15 protein-coding genes are annotated in these 16,873 nt (G+C 39.4%); 11 read left to right on the top strand and 4 right to left on the bottom strand.

Annotated elements, in window-relative coordinates:
- Positions 1 to 94: 94 nt before the first annotated feature.
- From LQ188_RS11725 to LQ188_RS11695, 7 genes are all read left to right on the top strand, one after another.
- Positions 95 to 1,069: a hydroxyacid dehydrogenase gene (locus LQ188_RS11725; protein ID WP_230176914.1), complete on the top strand. Its 975-nt coding sequence runs from the start codon at positions 95 to 97 to the stop codon at positions 1,067 to 1,069.
- Positions 1,070 to 1,150: 81 nt separating this feature from the next.
- Entirely contained in the window at positions 1,151 to 1,753 is a 603-nt protein-coding gene (locus tag LQ188_RS11720; protein WP_230176913.1) for a hypothetical protein, read from the top strand.
- 156 nt (positions 1,754 to 1,909) lie between these two features.
- Positions 1,910 to 3,574 carry a thiamine pyrophosphate-dependent enzyme gene (locus LQ188_RS11715; RefSeq protein WP_230176912.1) on the top strand — a complete coding sequence of 555 codons (1,665 nt, stop codon included), beginning with the start codon at positions 1,910 to 1,912 and terminating at the stop codon, positions 3,572 to 3,574.
- A 54-nt stretch (positions 3,575 to 3,628) separates the two neighbouring features.
- Complete coding sequence (locus tag LQ188_RS11710; protein WP_230176911.1) at positions 3,629 to 4,810, top strand: Glu/Leu/Phe/Val dehydrogenase dimerization domain-containing protein; 1,182 nt, start codon at positions 3,629 to 3,631, stop codon at positions 4,808 to 4,810.
- Positions 4,811 to 4,867: 57 nt separating this feature from the next.
- Positions 4,868 to 6,298 (top strand): amino acid permease, encoded by a 1,431-nt coding sequence (locus LQ188_RS11705; RefSeq protein ID WP_230176910.1) that lies wholly within the window; start codon positions 4,868 to 4,870, stop codon positions 6,296 to 6,298.
- A gap of 138 nt (positions 6,299 to 6,436) precedes the next feature.
- Positions 6,437 to 7,879, top strand: coding sequence for an aldehyde dehydrogenase family protein (locus LQ188_RS11700; RefSeq protein WP_230176909.1), 1,443 nt, complete (start codon positions 6,437 to 6,439; stop codon positions 7,877 to 7,879).
- A 64-nt stretch (positions 7,880 to 7,943) separates the two neighbouring features.
- A complete protein-coding gene (locus LQ188_RS11695; protein ID WP_230176908.1) occupies positions 7,944 to 8,981 on the top strand; it encodes an SRPBCC family protein in 1,038 nt (345 codons plus the stop codon).
- Positions 8,982 to 9,135: 154 nt separating this feature from the next.
- Here the strand turns inward: LQ188_RS11695 and LQ188_RS11690 are convergent, their stop codons facing one another.
- A complete protein-coding gene (locus LQ188_RS11690; RefSeq protein WP_101222338.1) occupies positions 9,136 to 9,582 on the bottom strand; it encodes a DUF5392 family protein in 447 nt (148 codons plus the stop codon).
- 459 nt (positions 9,583 to 10,041) lie between these two features.
- On the opposite strand from LQ188_RS11690, the gene LQ188_RS11685 reads away from it, so the two are divergent.
- Together LQ188_RS11685 and LQ188_RS11680 are read left to right on the top strand one after the other, a co-directional pair.
- The gene (locus LQ188_RS11685) at positions 10,042 to 10,422 is read left to right on the top strand and encodes a hypothetical protein (protein ID WP_230176907.1); all 381 of its coding nucleotides are present in this window, start codon (positions 10,042 to 10,044) and stop codon (positions 10,420 to 10,422) included.
- The gene (locus LQ188_RS11680; RefSeq protein ID WP_101222337.1) at positions 10,412 to 10,888 is read left to right on the top strand and encodes an endolytic transglycosylase MltG; all 477 of its coding nucleotides are present in this window, start codon (positions 10,412 to 10,414) and stop codon (positions 10,886 to 10,888) included. Before LQ188_RS11685 ends, LQ188_RS11680 begins: the two co-directional genes overlap by 11 nt.
- A 128-nt stretch (positions 10,889 to 11,016) precedes the next feature.
- Here LQ188_RS11680 and LQ188_RS11675 read toward each other — a convergent pair whose 3' ends face one another.
- The 3 genes from LQ188_RS11675 to LQ188_RS11665 form a co-directional block, all read right to left on the bottom strand.
- Entirely contained in the window at positions 11,017 to 11,592 is a 576-nt protein-coding gene (locus LQ188_RS11675; RefSeq protein WP_230176906.1) for a hypothetical protein, read from the bottom strand.
- 17 nt (positions 11,593 to 11,609) lie between these two features.
- Complete coding sequence (locus LQ188_RS11670; protein ID WP_230176905.1) at positions 11,610 to 12,185, bottom strand: membrane-spanning protein; 576 nt, start codon at positions 12,183 to 12,185, stop codon at positions 11,610 to 11,612.
- A 64-nt stretch (positions 12,186 to 12,249) separates the two neighbouring features.
- On the bottom strand, positions 12,250 to 13,383 hold the full coding sequence (locus tag LQ188_RS11665) for an endospore germination permease (protein ID WP_101222334.1): 1,134 nt from the start codon (positions 13,381 to 13,383) through the stop codon (positions 12,250 to 12,252).
- 754 nt (positions 13,384 to 14,137) lie between these two features.
- Here LQ188_RS11665 and LQ188_RS11660 point away from each other — a divergent pair.
- Together LQ188_RS11660 and LQ188_RS11655 are read left to right on the top strand one after the other, a co-directional pair.
- A complete protein-coding gene (locus LQ188_RS11660) occupies positions 14,138 to 14,491 on the top strand; it encodes a GNAT family N-acetyltransferase (RefSeq protein WP_101222333.1) in 354 nt (117 codons plus the stop codon).
- A gap of 672 nt (positions 14,492 to 15,163) precedes the next feature.
- A complete protein-coding gene (locus tag LQ188_RS11655; protein ID WP_230176904.1) occupies positions 15,164 to 16,852 on the top strand; it encodes a spore germination protein in 1,689 nt (562 codons plus the stop codon).
- The last annotated feature ends 21 nt before the right edge of the window (positions 16,853 to 16,873 follow it).

The raw sequence follows: 16,873 nt of genomic DNA, 5'->3' as shown, positions 1-16,873 counted from the left end.
ACGGATGTTTTTTATGTTGGCACAATAATTGTATATAAACAATGTAGTAGGAAAGGCTTTTCCTTCAAGGTTAACATGAAAGGTTGGTGGGAATGTGAGTCATTTAGTGTATATTCCTCAAGATATTGAGAAAGAGGGGAAAAGTTATTTAGTAGAAAAAGGCTTTAAGATTAAAGTAGGGTCTGATTTGTCGCAAGAAATTCTTATGGAAGAAATCAAGGGTTGTGATGCAGTATTAACGAGATCAACGGCTGTAATAAATAGAGAAGTTATTACAGCAGCTGAAAACCTCAAAGTAATAGCTAAGTATGGAGTGGGCTTGGACAATATCGATATCGAAGCCGCTACAGAGCGTGGCATATATGTAACAAATACCCCAGAGGCGAATGCGAATTCTGTAGCTGAACATGTAATGGCATTAATTTTATCATTGTCCAAAAACTTAAGCTTGGCTGATAAAGAGCTGCGCAGCGGGAATTTTGCTATCCGTAATCAACTTTTTGGCATGGACTTGGAAGGCAAGACTTTGGGGATTATCGGACTAGGTAGAATCGGTAGAATACTGGCAAAAAAGGCTTTCGAAGGCTTCGATATGAAAGTGATTGGCTACGACCCTTATGTTACAGCCAGCCCGAATTCTGAGCTGGAGATAGCAACAGATTTAGAACGGGTATTCAGAAACTCTGATGTTATTAGTCTACATCTGCCGTTAACGAAAACAACAAAAGGAATAATAGGAAGCCGTGAGTTTTCCTGGATGAAACCTTCCTCCTTTTTTGTAAACGCTTCCAGGGGCGGAGTGGTGAAGGAAATTGATTTAGTAAACGCTTTGCAAGCAGGCGAGATTGCCGGAGCTGGAATAGACGTATTTGAAGTTGAACCTCCTGATAAATGGAATCCCCTTTTTAAATTGGATAATGTGATTGTCAGTCCTCATAATGCGGCATTGACGAAGGAAGGTTCCGTACGCATGGCTGTACATGCAGCAATGCAGGTGGAACAAGTTCTTACTGGCGTAAAACCGAACTGGGCTGTAAATGAGCCCTTAACTAAAGGGGTGTCAATGTAATAATACAGTGATAATTATCTGTTTTTTCTGATAAATAGGGTTTGGAAGATTCGAGTTTAGCATTTGTTGATAAGGATGATTATGCCAATTTATCAAGTAATCATCATTTTTTCGTTATTTATTGGTTTTTCTGCGATTCTCCAAGTTCCGAATTTACAGGGAGCGGAAGCAGACTTAGCTTTATTTAAAATGGCGAAGATGTCATTTGATCCCTGGTTTGTCGGAGTTATTGGAGCATCAGGGGCGATGGCCGCCCTTATACCCAGTTCACTCGTGTTGACGGCTACGGCCACGATCCTTTCAAAAAATGTATATAAGGTGTGGAAGCCGAATACAACAGATGAGCAGCTTCAAAGACTGAGCAGGATGTTAGTACCTGTCATTTCTATAGTGACTCTATATTTTACGTTCAATGGCGGGGAGTCGATTTTTACGTTATATCTTATGGCATATAGCTTCATGGCACAGTTGTTTCCAGCACTATTTTTCAGTCTGTGGAAAAAGAATCCGATTACCGTTAAAGGAGCTTTTGCCGGAATGATCGTTGGAATCCTAATTGTCATATACTCGACTACTTCAGGTACGACGCTTGCTACTTTATTTCCATCTCTACCGCAAGGAATACAAGATCTTGATGTGGGGTTAGCTGTATTATTCATCAACATTGCAGTAACTTGGGAGTGAGTGCCGTTACTGGAAAAACTTCAATTCGGATGGAAGAGAAAAAACAAGTTTCCGGTATGGAAAAACTTATTAAATGATAGTGGGAATGAGTTCAATATTAATATAATCATAAATTACGAGAACAAAAACACGTACTTGAAAGCGGGAGGCTTGATTATGAAAGTCAGTGGAGGAAGAGCAGTCGTAGAAGTAATGGCTATAGAAGGGGTGAAAAAAGCTTTTTGTGTACCAGGTGAAAGTTATCTTAGTGTAATGGATGCACTATATCAACATCCTGAAATAGAACTTATTTCCGCCAGGCATGAAGGCGGTGCCTCTTTTATGGCGGAAGGTTATGCCAAGGCTTCAGGGGAGGTAGGAGTTTGTATGGCAACGCGTGGAGTGGGGGCTACAAACTTAGCTATCGGCATTCATACTGCTGCTCAAGATTCAACCCCTTTGGTTGCGCTTATTGGCCAAGTCGAACGCCCTTTTAAAGAGAAGGAAGCATTTCAGGAAGTGAATTTGACGGGTTTTTTCAGTCATTTATGTAAATGGACGGTAGAGATCGATCGTGTGGAAAGAATCCCGGAATTATTGCAGCGGGCTTTCCATATTGCGCGATCGGGTCGGCCGGGCCCTGTATTAGTGGCTTTACCGCATGACATGTTAGAAGATGAGGCAGAGTTGAACATTAATCCATCTTATCGCCCGCGTCCTCCTCAACCACATATGGAAGATGTGAAGCGGGCGATGGATACGATACGAAACGCGGAGCGCCCCGTATTGATTGCAGGCGGAGGTGTGATTCACGCTAAGGCCAACAGGCTGCTTGTACAATTTGTAGAGACAATGAAACTTCCTGTCGTTACAGCTTTCCGTCGATTTGACGCGTTTCCGAACTCACACCCTAGCTATGCAGGATGGCTTGGGTTTGGGACACCTCAATATTTACTTGATGCAATCCGTGACGCAGATGTAGTTTTGGCATTAGGGACACGATTCTCTCAAGTAGGAACCCAAGATTACACCTTGCTTTCTAAAAATACTAAACTGATCCATGTGGATATTTGTCCGGAAATTTTTAGTAAAGTGTATGCTCCTTCCCTTGCCATTGAAGCAGACGCCAAGAGCTTCTTGGAACAAGCACTGCTAACGCCAGAATCAGAATCTTTTATTTCAAGCGAGGATCATTTGAAGGAATTGCACGATAAATATATGGAATTTTCTGAACTCAAGGCCGACTATACAGAAGATTTCGTGGATATGGACGGATTGATGCATGATCTTGCCGTCGGTCTGCCGAAGGATACCATCATTACAAATGATGCAGGAAACTTTTTTGGATGGCTATCCAGATATTATCGTTTTGAACAAGAAAACACATACGTGGGGCCAACTTCGGGTGCGATGGGATATGGACTGCCTGCTGCTATTGGGGCAAAGCTGGCGCAGCCTCACAAACATGTTGTTTCTATTTCAGGAGACGGCGGCTTTATGATGACTCTCCAAGAGATTGAAACCGCTGTACGGTATAAAATTCCGACTATATCAATTGTTGTGAACAACAATATTTACGGAACAATTCGTGTACATCAAGAAAGGCATTTTCCAAATCGGGTCGTTGGAACTGACTTGTCTAATCCTGATTTTGCTGAATTGGCGCGTTTATTTGGAGCACATGGTGAAAAGGTTGAAAAAAATAGTGATTTTGTGCCAGCGTTGCAAAGGGCGATTGCTTCAGGGCTGCCTGCTGTAATCGAAGTTGCAGTCAATCCAAAGATTCAATCTGTAGGCCAAGACAAGAAGGAAGTCCACGAAAAGCTAATGTCGAACAATTAACATTGGAAGTTAGCAGGAACCAATAAAAAGAAGATATTTAGGGAGGTTTCATAGTTGTTAAAACCATATTTAGTTGTGGAATGGAATGATACGGAAACAGATGCTAAAGGCTGGCTGGTCGTCCATAACTTTGTCAAAGGTTACACAGGCGGCGGTACTAGAATGCACCCAACGGTTACAAGAGAAGAGGTCGAGAGGTTGGCCGAGGCTATGGCTTATAAGTATGTAGCCTGTGAGTCTGAGACGACTGGCGGTTGTAAAGCGGGCATTGCCTATGGTTATAAAGCGCCAGACGCATATGCAGTGTTAAGAAGATTTCTGATTGCGATGATGCCTTATATAGATATAGGGGTATCATTAGGAAGTGATTTAGGTACCAAGTATGAAGATGTGCTCAAAATATTTAATGAATTTGGCATTGATATCCCGTTAACGAAATCAATGAAGCAGAATCCGGATGTTCTGCAAGGGATAAAAGACTTCGATGAATTGTTGACGACAAAAATCGACGGGTTGTTTTTAAACGATGTCGTAACAGGCTATGGTGTGGCTTTTTCCGCAGATGAGGCATGGAAATTTAAAAGCGGAAAAGGAGGAGCGAGAGTTGTCATTCAAGGATTCGGCTGTGTAGGGGCAAGCTGCGCATTGAAAATGTCCCAGTTAGGATACAAAGTTGTGGGAATTTCCGATGCAGCCCTTTTGGTTACGTGTGAAGAAGGATTGGATGTCCAAAAGCTTATTGATCATAAGAATATGTACGGGGAAATGGATAAGGCCTTTTTTGAACCGCATTATGATGTAAGGTCAAACACGGAATGGCTCGACATAGATTGCGACATTTTAATTCCGTCCGCATTGGAGGATGTCATCCACATATCCAATGCCAAAAGCGTAAAAGCGAGCTTGATCGTTGAGGCGGCAAACATTCCCCTTTCTTCAGAGGGAGACGAAATCATAAAACAGAGAGGAATAGATGTTGTCAATGATTTCGTTGCCAACCTTGGGGCGATAAGATTTTATGATGTGGTTATTTTCGGACTGGTTAAACCAAATCCACAAGCTGTCGTTGATGATATAGAAAAACTATGCAGGAAAAATACGTATCATTTATTTACACAAGCTAAAAAACAAAAAAAATATCAAAGAGAAGTAGCCTATGAAATATTTAAACCGACAATCAGCGACCTTCCAGAATATGCAGTGCCTTCCGAAGCGTTATCGTGGAACTCTCGTTAACTTGTGTTAATCATAAAAGTGTTTAAGCTGATTATCGATCAGAAACGGGGGGAAATCATGCAAACAGAACATGAAAATCAGCCAAAAGAATTACAGCGTTCAATGAAGAGCAGACATTTATTCATGCTCTCCTTAGGTGGGGTAATTGGAACAGGTCTTTTCCTGGGCTCAGGATATGCCATCGGTGAAGCTGGACCCTTAGGAGCGATTGTTGCCTATTTGGTCGGTGGTTTATTAATGTACTTGGCGATGATTTGTCTCGGTGAATTATCGGTAGTGATGCCGGTATCCGGATCCTTTCAGGTTCATGCAACGAAATTTATCGGTCCCGCCACTGGATTTGTCATTGGCTGGATTTACTGGCTGAGCTGGGCTCTTTACGTAGGCCTGGAATTTGTAGCGGCCGGTTTGCTCATGACTAGATGGTTTCCCAATACACCAGTATGGATATGGTGTGTGATATTTACGGTACTTTTATTCACTATAAATGCATTAACAACGAGAAGTTTCGCTGAGACAGAGTATTGGTTCTCCGGGATTAAAGTACTTGCCGTCATTCTATTCATTATTATCGGTGCAGCAGCGATGTTTGGATTGATTCATATGGAGGATGCACAGCCTGCCCCGTTCTTTTCCAATTTTATAGGAGATGGACTATTCCCTACAGGATTCACGGGTGTGTTTATATCGATGATGACAGTTGTGTATGCTTTCCAGGGATCGGAAATCATGGGTGTTGCAGCAGGAGAGACGGAAAACCCGCAAAAAAGCATTCCTAGAGCGATTAGAAATATCGTAATACGTGTGCTGCTTTTCTATGTACTGGCAATCTTTGTTCTATCGGCCATCGTTCCTTGGAAAGAAGTTGGGGTACTGGAAAGTCCATTTGTTACCGTGTTTGAAATGGTAGGCATTCCTTATGCAGCTGACATTATGAATTTCGTAATTTTGACGGCGGTCCTCTCTGTAGGAAACACGGGTCTGTTTGCTTGTACAAGGATCCTTTTCTCCCTTTCTCAAAACGGTATGGCGCATTCTGCATTTGGAAAGCTCAATCGGCGCGGTGTACCTTTTAACGCCTTACTTGTCACCATGGTCTTTGCCTTGCTGTCCTTACTTACTAGTGTAGTAGCGGAAGAAACGTTATTTGTTGTACTACTTTCCATAAGCGGGGTTGGAGGGGTGCTTACTTGGATGGCGATTGCGTTCGCACAATACAGATTCCGTAAGCAGTATATCAGAGCAGGCGGAAAGGTTGAAAATCTGAAGTTCAGAGTACCTTTTTTCCCGTTTGCCCCGATTCTCTGCATCATTATGTGTCTAGGTATTTTCGTGTTCACCGCTTATGATCCGACACAGCGAACCTCGTTGTATTGGGGATTAGGTTTCGTCATTGCTTGCTATATCTTTTACTATTTTAGATATGCGAGAAGGAAAGTGGAGGTGCCAGCCTTAACAAATGATCAGCCCAATGATTTTGTTCAATAGGAGAATATTCTTAATGTGCCCGACAAAAGAAAACGTTAGGGTATGCAGAAGGAGTCGTTGAAGTATCCATTTAGAAGTTACCGGTTATAAGTAATCCTATTATTTAAAAGTAGAAAAATAGAATACGGAGGAAATCGTATGCGTTACTTAAATTATATTAATGGAAAATGGAAAGAACCCACTACAGGTGAGTATAAGGAAAATCTTAGTCCTCATAATGGAAAAAATTTAGGGGAATTTCCATCAAGTGCTGCGGCTGATTTACATGCTGCAGTGGCAGCCGCAAAAAATTCATTTCCTGACTGGAAAAAGCTGTCGTTTCAGCAACGGGCTTCATACTTGCAGAAAGCAGCTGATATTTTGAAAAAGAATATTCAGGAAGTAGGTCAAGATTTGATAAAGGAAGAAGGAAAAACATTCTTGGAAGGGATGGGGGAAGCCAATCGTGCTGCCAGCATACTTGAATATTATGCTGCTGAAGCCCGACAGCCAATCGGGGAAGTAATTCCTTCAGCAAATGCCAATACATTTTTATACACTATTCGCACCCCGCTAGGTCCGGTGGGGTTGATTACCCCATGGAACTTTCCTATCGCCATCCCTGTATGGAAATTGGCGCCGGCCCTGATTTACGGGAATACAGTCGTGATTAAGCCGGCTGATTTTACACCTAAGTCGGTCTACCATGTGATGAAAGCCTTCGATGAGGCGGGTCTTCCACCTGGTGTCATCAATTGTGTATTCGGAAGGGGCTCCGTCATTGGTGCTGCTTTAGTGGAACATCCGGATGTGAAGGCCATATCTTTTACCGGCTCGAATCAAGTAGGTCAGCAAATTCAAAAACAAGCCATTGAGCATGGAAAGAAAGTGCAAGCGGAAATGGGAGGGAAAAACCCGCTTGTCGTCCTCGCCGATGCTGATCTTGAAAAAGCAGTGGAAATAGCTATAGGCGGAGCTTTTAAATCCACAGGGCAAAAATGCACAGCCACTAGCCGGGTGATTGTGGAAGAAGGAATTTATGAAGTATTCCGGGAACGGCTTATCGCGCGTACGAAAGAATTAAAAGTGGGAGACCCGCTCAATGAAGAAACATATATCGGTCCCGCGGTTTCAAGATCACAACGTGATGGCGTGCTTGAAATGATCGATGTTGGGAAATCAGAAGCTACGCTGTTGTGTGGAGGGGAGATTCCGGCAGAAGAGGAATTGGCGAGCGGTTTTTATGTCCGGCCGGCTATCTTTGAAAATGTTCCACAACATGCCCGCATTGCACGTGAAGAAATCTTCGGACCAGTCATCGCCCTTTTTAAGGCCGTAAATTATGAGGAAGCAGTTAAGATGGCCAATGATACAGAGTATGGATTGAGTGCAGCAATTTGTACAAACAATTTAACGTTGGCTCAACGGTTTATTGAAGATGTGGAGGTGGGTCTTGTTCATGTCAATTCGGAAACAGCAGGAACCGAACCGCAAATGCCATTTGGCGGATGTAAAAATTCAAGTGCAGGCAGCCGTGAACAAGGGAAGAGTGCCGTTGAATTCTATACAGAGGTCAAGACAGTCTATATGGATCGGGTATAACTAAAATGGTACCATGCATTTTTTAAACTTTTAAATTAGATGATAATCAGGAGGGATTTTCAATATGTCTATTAAAGAAAATGTACAGTTCAGCCCTACACTCCCTTATTCACGGTATGTCGAACCAGAGGCATTCAATGAAGAAAGAAAAAAAATCTTTAGAAAGAGTTGGATATTAGCTGGTCATGCAAGCCAAGTTGAAAAAGTAGGCGATTTCATGACAATAGACATCGCCGGAGAGCCTATTATCGTTTCTCGCGGTACTGATGGTGAACTGCGTGCTTTCTATAATATTTGCCCTCATCGCGGAATGAAAGTAGAAAACTCCGATAAAGGAAATAAGAAAATTTTACAATGCGGTTACCATGGATGGACGTTCAAATTAGATGGAAGTGTGCATAAAGCTCCTAATTTTAAAACGAATGAACTGGGAATACACAGTTGTATGAAATCCATACGCTTAGAAGTTCAGAATGCTATGATTTTTGTCAATCTAGATAAAAATGCACCTTCTATGGCAGAAGCATATCAGGAATTTTTAGAGGAAATGAAAGAGTATCCCTTCTTTGATTCACTGAAACTAGTTAGGGAAACTAGGCGTGTAGTAAAAGCTAATTGGAAAGCAGTTGTTGACAATTACCTTGAATGTGACCATTGTTCCATTGCTCATCCTGGCTTTGCAAAATCCTTTGATATATCAAACTTTTGCACAACGACACACGACAAATTCACCTATCAATATATGACAGCAAGTAAGAATGGCGAAGGTGATCAAGCGCGTTTTTATTGGGTTTGGCCAAATATGATGATTAACGTTTATCCAGGAGACGGGAATGTGAATACCATCCAAGTAATTCCTGTTGATGCCGTGACGTCGTTAGGAATTTATCGTGATTACTCCCTCGATGAAAAAATAACCATAGAAAAAGAAGATTATTTTAAATTTGTTGATCAAGTACGGCAGGAAGACTTTGAACTGGTGGAAAAACTGCAAAAAGGATTAAGTTCCGAGGCATTTACAAATGGTATCTTTTCTCCAACTGAACATGCTGCAGTCTATTTTCATGAACTTATTGATAAAAAGCTCAGAACTAACAACTAAGCTGCAAATGGATGCACTTAAAGAAGAAACGTGATACAGAGAATTTTTGAATTTAATAGCCTAAGCAACCAACAAGTGTGATTCGGCAGTTTATCGGATCACACTTGTTGAGTTGTTTTTTTCATGCTGAGTTTTTTGCTTATTTCTACCGATATTATTCCGGGTGTGAGGATTTGTTCTTCCATTGTTGTTCTTCAGCAAGAAACTCAAAAAAAACATTCATGGCAGTAAGCGGATGCTCATTTACTCTTTTAAAGTAGTTACTTTTTCTGGCATCTGTTAAATAGCTGCTTTTTTTGATTCTATCCAACATATATTGTTGACTAATTTTCACTATTTCTTTTTGGTTGTGTTTGTTTTCTTTTAATAAGGCAAATCCTACAGCTCCCACCAATGCATAGATTCCAAGTGCAATTTTCGAGATGGGTAAAGATTCGTTCTTAAATAAAAGGAAAAAAAGATTAATGACGGAAAAGCCTATCATCACCGTCGAAAAAAAACCGTATTTCATATTTTTCTTCAACAAGGGGGATAATTTTGATTGAAGTTGTTCGATTTCGGCTTGCATGAAACTCGGTATATTATTTATTTTAATATTCATTGTATCCTCCTTAATATTGTTCAAAATGGCACTGAGAAATCGTACCTATTCAATGAGACAGGAAAAGGAACCTAATAATATATATCTTATCGTTTGGTAACGTGTTTGTCATTTAATATAACCCTTGGACTCTTATAAAGGGAAAAGTACAGCAGTGATGTGAATAAGAATGCCATGTATACTTTGATAACCCAGTTAGACAGCGTTATTGCAGTATGTAGCCTTAATATACTAACAATGGTATTAATGATGAATGGATTATGGTAAAATGGTCCTCAAATGGAAGTTATATTTTTCGTTTTTTGCTTATTATTAGTTATGGATGGCCTTGCCGCGCCTTTTTTTGTCATAAATACGTGACTATTGTGGTATTTAGTACTTTTAAATCGAGTTTTGGAACAAATCCATATATAATTAGAAAGCGAGATATTAGATTCAAAGATTAAGGAGGGACATAAAATGATGGAATGGGCTCTGATCATTTTGTTTGCTGCAGCAGTATTACTGTTCATTTTATCGTTTATTAAAAAGGATTCTGCAAAAGTGGACAGTCAATTGGAACAGCTTGCTATCACTTTTGGAGATGAAATGAATGTATTACAGGAAAAAATCAGGAACATCGAGATAGATGCTGAAATTACGGTGCAAGAGCCAGGCGTTCTAGCAATGACTTCCGAAAAGCGGAACTTGTTGCGTGAAGTACTCGACCTACATAAGCGAGGCTACTCATTTGAAAGCATCGCACTAAAGACAAAACAGCCGGAAGATGAAATTGAAAGCATGCTTACTCCTTACATAAAAACGAAGAATGAAAGGAGAAATGTGGCCAATGACATCTAAATCAATGCGCAGCTTTGCCGGAGGCCTTGTTGTTGCAGCAGGTTTATGCGGTGCAGTGTACTTCTTTGGTCCAGGAGAAGCGACCGGCACATCAGAGAAACTATCAGAAGATGAAATGAAAGAGTCTCTGGCTTCAGAAGGGTATGTCATACATTCAGAAAAAGAATGGGAAGATCAGATTGCTGAAGCACAGTTGGTTAAAGATAAAGCGGAAGCGGTAGCGGAAAAAGAAGCGGTAAAAGAACCAACAGAAAAAATCATATACCGTACAGTTCTTACTGTGTCTAAAGGCTCGACAAGCATCGATGTGGGTAAAAACCTACAAAGGGCAAAGGTCATTAAAAATGCCAATGAGTTTTCTGACGCGGTTGAAAAGAAAGGCAAGGCCAACGGTTTACGACCTGGAACATATGTGGTGGATAGTGCGATGACGACGGAAAAAATAATTTCCATCATATTTAAATGAACGTAAAAACGACCATCGATAAGATGGTCGTTTCAGTTTGTCTACAAAAGGGATATCGTTATCCCCAACCCTTTGGCAGACAGTCGGCGGAAAGGGAGCAGGTTTCTGAAATCAACTGGAACGTTTTTTTATGTTTTCTTTAACTTAATCTTTGTCCGCACTCCGGCCCATACTGCAATGATAAGCCCTCCAACAGTATCTGCGATTAAATCTATCATTGTATCTTTATTTCCCCCGCCTTGCAGGGTCATTCCGAATAATTGATCAGAACTAAATTCGTAAATCTCCCAAATGACACCACCAAGTGCTGAGAAGGAGAGGGTAAACAAAAAGACAAACCAAGGGGATATATCTTTACCTGCATTTCTGTATACCAATCGTTCATATAAAGCAATTCCCGTAAAAGCTAGAAGGGAACCGCTTAGTAAATGTAAGAGTGTATCCCACCATCCCAGTCCATACCAGCCTAAAATAGATCCTAAATATTGTGAACCGAATAGGAAGATTAAATAGGAAATGATAATTGGCAGATTGAATTGAAGCTTGGTAAATAGGGCCAATAAAAGGGGAATTGCTCCACATACCACACCGCCTATCGAAACCAGTGATTTAAAATTTTCATCGTCTGTATAGTAAAAAATAGATAAAGCTGCCATGAAAAGTACATACACTGAACTTATAGAAATAACTAGCTTACGATTCATATGATTACCTCAATAAATTATAATTTTGATTTTTGTAAAATAGAATAAACGGAGATAAGCAGGCCTCCCGTAAGACCGAAAATTATATCGTACATGGTGTCTTTATTACCGCCTCGTTGCATGGTATGAGTAAAAGTGAGATCTCCTACGAACTCATATATCTCCCAAAGGACAGTGGCGATGGCTGAAAGTGAGAGAGCAAAAAGAAAGGTGACCCACCTTGAAACATCTTTTCTCGCTTTTTGAGGAATGAATTGTTTATAAAGAGCAATTCCAACAAAGGCCACGAAAATGCCTTTGTAGAAGTGAAGGCCAGAGTCCCACCATTTAAAATCCACATAAAAATTTGCGATGGACCCTAAAAATGTCGTAAAGAAAATAAAAACATAGTAACCGATTATGATTGGAATGTTAAAAGGATTATTTTTTACAAACAATAATATAATGGGCAGGGCACTTACCAATATTCCTCCAAGAGCTACCATCCATCGGGAAGAATCATCTTTTATGAGGTAAAAGATGAGTAAACCAGTCATGAACGCTATAAAAACAACACTAAAAATGATGATTATTTTATGTTTCAATATACTCACCTCATTCGTAAATATTCATTACCCGGTAAATTAGGACTTCTGGAATATTTTTATTATGTTCTTTTTAACCGTTATGGATATTATCATTGTTGGTGCCATGGTGCTTTTTAATGATGTTTTTAAATTTAGCCGTGATAAATAATAATAAAGGCATGACCAGACCAAAAGTCGCTGCATGGAATAACCATATATTTTTATTGAATTCCCCGGATGAAGGGACCGTCGGAAAAACAATCAATGAATAAAAAACCATTATCATCCCTAAAGCCGTAGTAAATGGACGATAATCTTTTATATTGAATATGTTTGAAAATACAACAACCGAAACATAAAAATACATAACCGTCCTGGTATAGGTTGTAAAGATCCAAATCGTGGCAATTATAGCTTCGATTCGCATTAGGAAATTCCCTACATTTATTTTTTTTGCCATCGTATAACTTGGAGCGATATTTCTTGCTGTGTTATCGGGTCCAAGAACCAAAATATCCAGCATGATAACTAGAATTAAAATGATTCCACCGATCAATGTGCCAATATAAAAGGCTTTACCCCCTTTTTTACTATCATTGACTTTTGAAGGGAAAATCATTAAAAACATAACAGGAGACAGCGTGAACACGCTTATGAAAAAAAGTGTCCCCCGTATGACAGGTTTGGCTCCATTTTCAAATACCGGCTGAATGTTTTGGATATTGGCTTGAGGAATGATGGATACCAAAAAAATAGTCAGTAATATTAATACGGGTATGAAGAATATTTCCAACGTGCGTGTAAAAGTTTCAATACCAAGGCGAACTGTCAAGATCACAACTGCAGCTAACAATAAATTCAATGCTGCAAGTGGGGTATCTGGCATCCAAAAAGTTTCAATGAACTTCCCCACATAATAAATAGTCTCGGCAGCAGTTGAAAAAGACCAGATAAAAAATGTGAAATTGATCATCTTTCCGACTAACTTACCAAAAACCTTTTCATTTATTTGATCTAAAGGGAGATCAGGATATAAATTACCAACCCTGATGTAGAACCATACAAAAATTAATGCGATTCCTGTCCCAAATAATGCAGCAAGCCACGCATCCTGCTTTGCAAAACCAGCTAAAGGAGAAGGAGTATGTAAAATAACCGTTCCTACCGAATACAAAAGGATTAAAATCATCATTTGATGTGATGAAATTTTGAAACTACCAGGCATTATTTTTCACCTTAATGTTTGTTCCTTCCTACTTAATACCACTTAGTTTTGGCTATTCATGTTCAAGTTATTCACAAGGAAATTAACTTGAATCGTCATGGCTTTACTTCGACAATCCATTGCCATCTCATTATTCAGGCTCGATTTTGCTGCTTTTTATATTATTCTTATTTCTTATTCCGGAATCAAAATCAAAAATAAACAATCTGTATTTGAAATATGTGTATATGGTCGTTTCTCAAAGCTGAGACAAAATATACAATTGTCAAACACATAGGAAAATAATTTGAAAACGAGAGTTGGGTAAATTACTGGAAAAAACATAGCAGAATAATTTTACTTGTCCCACTTCCATTATGCAGCTTCTCCTATTGGTCCAAGAGAAAGTATTTAAATTCCCCAACATCATAATTTTTTAGGAACTGAATATTTGATTTAACTTACACCTAATTTTTCTTCAAATATCATTTGGTGAGATTTTCCGATTAACCTGCTTCGATAAGTCAAATAAGGGAAAATGCAACAATATTTGATTTGTAATAGATTTGAGTTGGCGCGATTCTTGCATATTATTTATGTGTATATCTATGTGTGTATTTCTAATAAATATGGAGAAAGGAGAAGAATGGGAAACTGTTAGACACACAATTATTGAAACATTTATTTGATGTTTAGTTTGCCCTTGGTTATATGTCAGAAATTTAATCAGGAAGGCGAATCCATTAAAGTGAAAAAAAGGTAGGGGAACTTTAGAATGAAAATACCAGTAGAAAATATAGTAGAGTTAACTGTAGAACATCAATTCTTACAGGCTTATCCTATATTAAGTCAGTTGCGTACTGATTTGACTTTTAAGGAATATCTAGAATTATTAAATGATATGCGTAAGGAGGGTAAAAAGTTATTTGCTTTATATCATGATACGAGCATCGTAGCGTTAGCAGGTATTAGCTGGCGTGAAGATTCACATAATGAGCGCTATGTTTATGTTCAAGATTTGGTTACTGATGTAAATCATCGTCCTAGTGGCCTTGGATATAATCTGCTAAGTTATATACATAATTGGGCAAAAGACCAGGGAGCTGAATATATTACATTGGAATCTTGAATTCGGCGCCTTGTTACCATATATAGTTCGTCGCCATTCGCCTTTTCAAAGGCAAGGTGCCTGCACCAAAAAATTAGTTAAAAGCTTCTTATAGAAACTCTGTGGAGATATCTCTGCAGGGTTTTTCTTCATTTATCTTTTTTCGTGCCCCTAAACCAGCCCAACTTCATACTACTTTAGTCCAACAAGCAAAAGTTAAAATCGTTGCCTCGAAAATGATAATAGATTATGCGAATATTGGCAATCTATGCATTTACTCATAGGATACTTTTAAACATAACTTCCAATAAATTTCATTAGTTGTGCTTCAGCAAGAAAGTTTTAGATTAATAAAAGACAATTAATATACAAAATTACCTTAAGGCATTTTCATCGGAAAAAGCCTACAACGGGGTTGTCAAAGAAAATCCATTTTTAATGTTATGCTTACTGAACTGACTCCAAAAGAGAAGTTGCTTCCAAGTTTGCAGTAATGACGGGAAGTGGTTAATGTAATTTAATTTTGTTGGAAAAAATAGGTCCAAAAAGGTTAATATTCGAGGCATCTTCAGCAACCTTTAATTGGATTTTGCGCTTGAAAATTAATTGCAATTTATTTTACTTAGATGGATATAATTGCTGCCAAGGTGAAAACATAATTTTAACAGGCATTTGGTTATGAGGGGGTTAGCATTGAAATCTCGAGTTCCTATCCCATTGAGGAAATTAATTGAAGATAAACAATCAGTGAAAAGTAAAAAACAAGAAGCAGACCCAAAGCAAAACGAAAATCCAAACTCCAGCAAAACTAATAATCACAACCAAAATCCGGTTCAAGCCCAAAACCGAAGTGAAGACTCAAAGAAACATGAAACAAAACTTATCTCTTCTGACCTTCAATTTAACTTAGACCATATTAAGAAAACGGTAGGAAATAGCTCAGACATAGTTATAAGGGATTTTCAAGCAGGTAAAAATGGGCAAATTAAATTAGGCGTCGTTTATACAGATGGATTAACGGATTCAGCTTCCATCCAAGATTTCATCCTCGACACTTTGATGGTTGAAATTCGGAATTCGGAGTTGGACGTAGCGCTCCTTAATCACACTGACTGTTTTGAAATGATAAAATCACATATTCTTCCTGTCGGGGGGATAGTGGAAATAAATGATTTTCAAAAGCTTTTTAACCATGTCTTATCGGGAGACACGATGTTATTGATTGACGGCTCCCCAAAAGGAATGGCACTCGGATCACGAGATTGGGCCGATCGCGGAGTTCAGGAACCTTCCTCCCAAACAGTAGTCAGAGGACCAAAGGATGGGTTCACTGAAACGCTGCGAACAAATACTGCTTTAATACGACGGAGAATAAAAGATCCTAACCTATGGCTTGAAACAAAACAGATTGGAGAAAAAACGCAAACAGACGTAGCGATTATGTATTTAAAAGGTGTTGCCGATGATAAAACGGTTTCAGAATTGCAAAGCCGGATAAATCGAATCAATATAGATGCGATTCTAGAGAGTGGTTACATTGAAGAGCTTATTCAGGATGAAGTATACACTCCTTTTCCAACCGTTTATAATACGGAACGACCTGATGCTGTAGCCGCTGCCATTTTAGAAGGAAGGATTGCGATACTAATTGACGGAACTCCGTTTGTCCTTATCGTTCCAGCACTGATGGTGCATTTTTTCCAGTCCAGTGAAGACTATTATCAACGGGCGGACATTGCAACATTAATTCGAGTATTACGGTATTTATCCTTTTTCCTTGCTTTGCTTACACCGTCTCTTTATATTGCTGTTTCGACCTTTCATCAAGAAATGCTTCCTACTCCTTTACTCATAAGTCTAGCCTCACAGCGAGAGGGTGTTCCTTTTCCAGCTTTTGTAGAGGCGATGCTGATGGAGGTAGTATTTGAAATCTTGCGTGAGGCAGGTGTGAGGATGCCTAGGGCAATCGGTTCATCCATTTCCATCGTTGGTGCATTAGTTATTGGACAGGCTGCTGTCGAAGCAGGGTTCGTTTCAGCAACAATGGTTATCATCGTGTCCTTAACAGCCATCTGCAGCTTTGTGTTCCCAGCCAATAGTATGGCCATGGCTTTTCGGATGCTTCGATTCTTGTTTATGATCCTTGCCGCTACATTTGGGTTATACGGAATCATTTTAGGGCTGATCGTGATGGTCCTGCATTTAAATAGCATAAGATCTTTTGGTTTACCATATTTAGCTCCAAATGCACCATTCATTTTACAAGATCAAAAAGACAACATCATTCGTATGCCACATTGGTCATTATTAAAGCGGCCTCGTTTGATCAGTAAAAATGATACAGACAGAGGAGAAGTAAGTACTCCTAAACCACCTAGATAAAATGATGAGATTATGAGGGTT

The organism is Peribacillus sp. Bi134 (genome assembly GCF_918698065.1).
In the GTDB taxonomy this organism is placed as follows: domain Bacteria; phylum Bacillota; class Bacilli; order Bacillales; family DSM-1321; genus Peribacillus.
This window is presented reverse-complemented; position numbering and strand designations above follow the sequence as displayed.

Excerpts from the sequence above, each read along its gene's own strand:
- LQ188_RS11720 (WP_230176913.1), top strand. The coding sequence starts at position 1,151 with ATGCCAATTTATCAAGTAATCATCATTTTTTCGTTATTTATTGGTTTT.
- LQ188_RS11715 (WP_230176912.1), top strand. The coding sequence starts at position 1,910 with ATGAAAGTCAGTGGAGGAAGAGCAGTCGTAGAAGTAATGGCTATAGAA.
- LQ188_RS11705 (WP_230176910.1), top strand. The coding sequence starts at position 4,868 with ATGCAAACAGAACATGAAAATCAGCCAAAAGAATTACAGCGTTCAATG.
- LQ188_RS11700 (WP_230176909.1), top strand. The coding sequence starts at position 6,437 with ATGCGTTACTTAAATTATATTAATGGAAAATGGAAAGAACCCACTACA.
- LQ188_RS11695 (WP_230176908.1), top strand. The coding sequence starts at position 7,944 with ATGTCTATTAAAGAAAATGTACAGTTCAGCCCTACACTCCCTTATTCA.
- LQ188_RS11690 (WP_101222338.1), bottom strand. The coding sequence starts at position 9,582 with ATGAATATTAAAATAAATAATATACCGAGTTTCATGCAAGCCGAAATC.
- LQ188_RS11685 (WP_230176907.1), top strand. The coding sequence starts at position 10,042 with ATGATGGAATGGGCTCTGATCATTTTGTTTGCTGCAGCAGTATTACTG.
- LQ188_RS11680 (WP_101222337.1), top strand. The coding sequence starts at position 10,412 with ATGACATCTAAATCAATGCGCAGCTTTGCCGGAGGCCTTGTTGTTGCA.
- LQ188_RS11675 (WP_230176906.1), bottom strand. The coding sequence starts at position 11,592 with ATGAATCGTAAGCTAGTTATTTCTATAAGTTCAGTGTATGTACTTTTC.
- LQ188_RS11665 (WP_101222334.1), bottom strand. The coding sequence starts at position 13,383 with ATGCCTGGTAGTTTCAAAATTTCATCACATCAAATGATGATTTTAATC.
- LQ188_RS11660 (WP_101222333.1), top strand. The coding sequence starts at position 14,138 with ATGAAAATACCAGTAGAAAATATAGTAGAGTTAACTGTAGAACATCAA.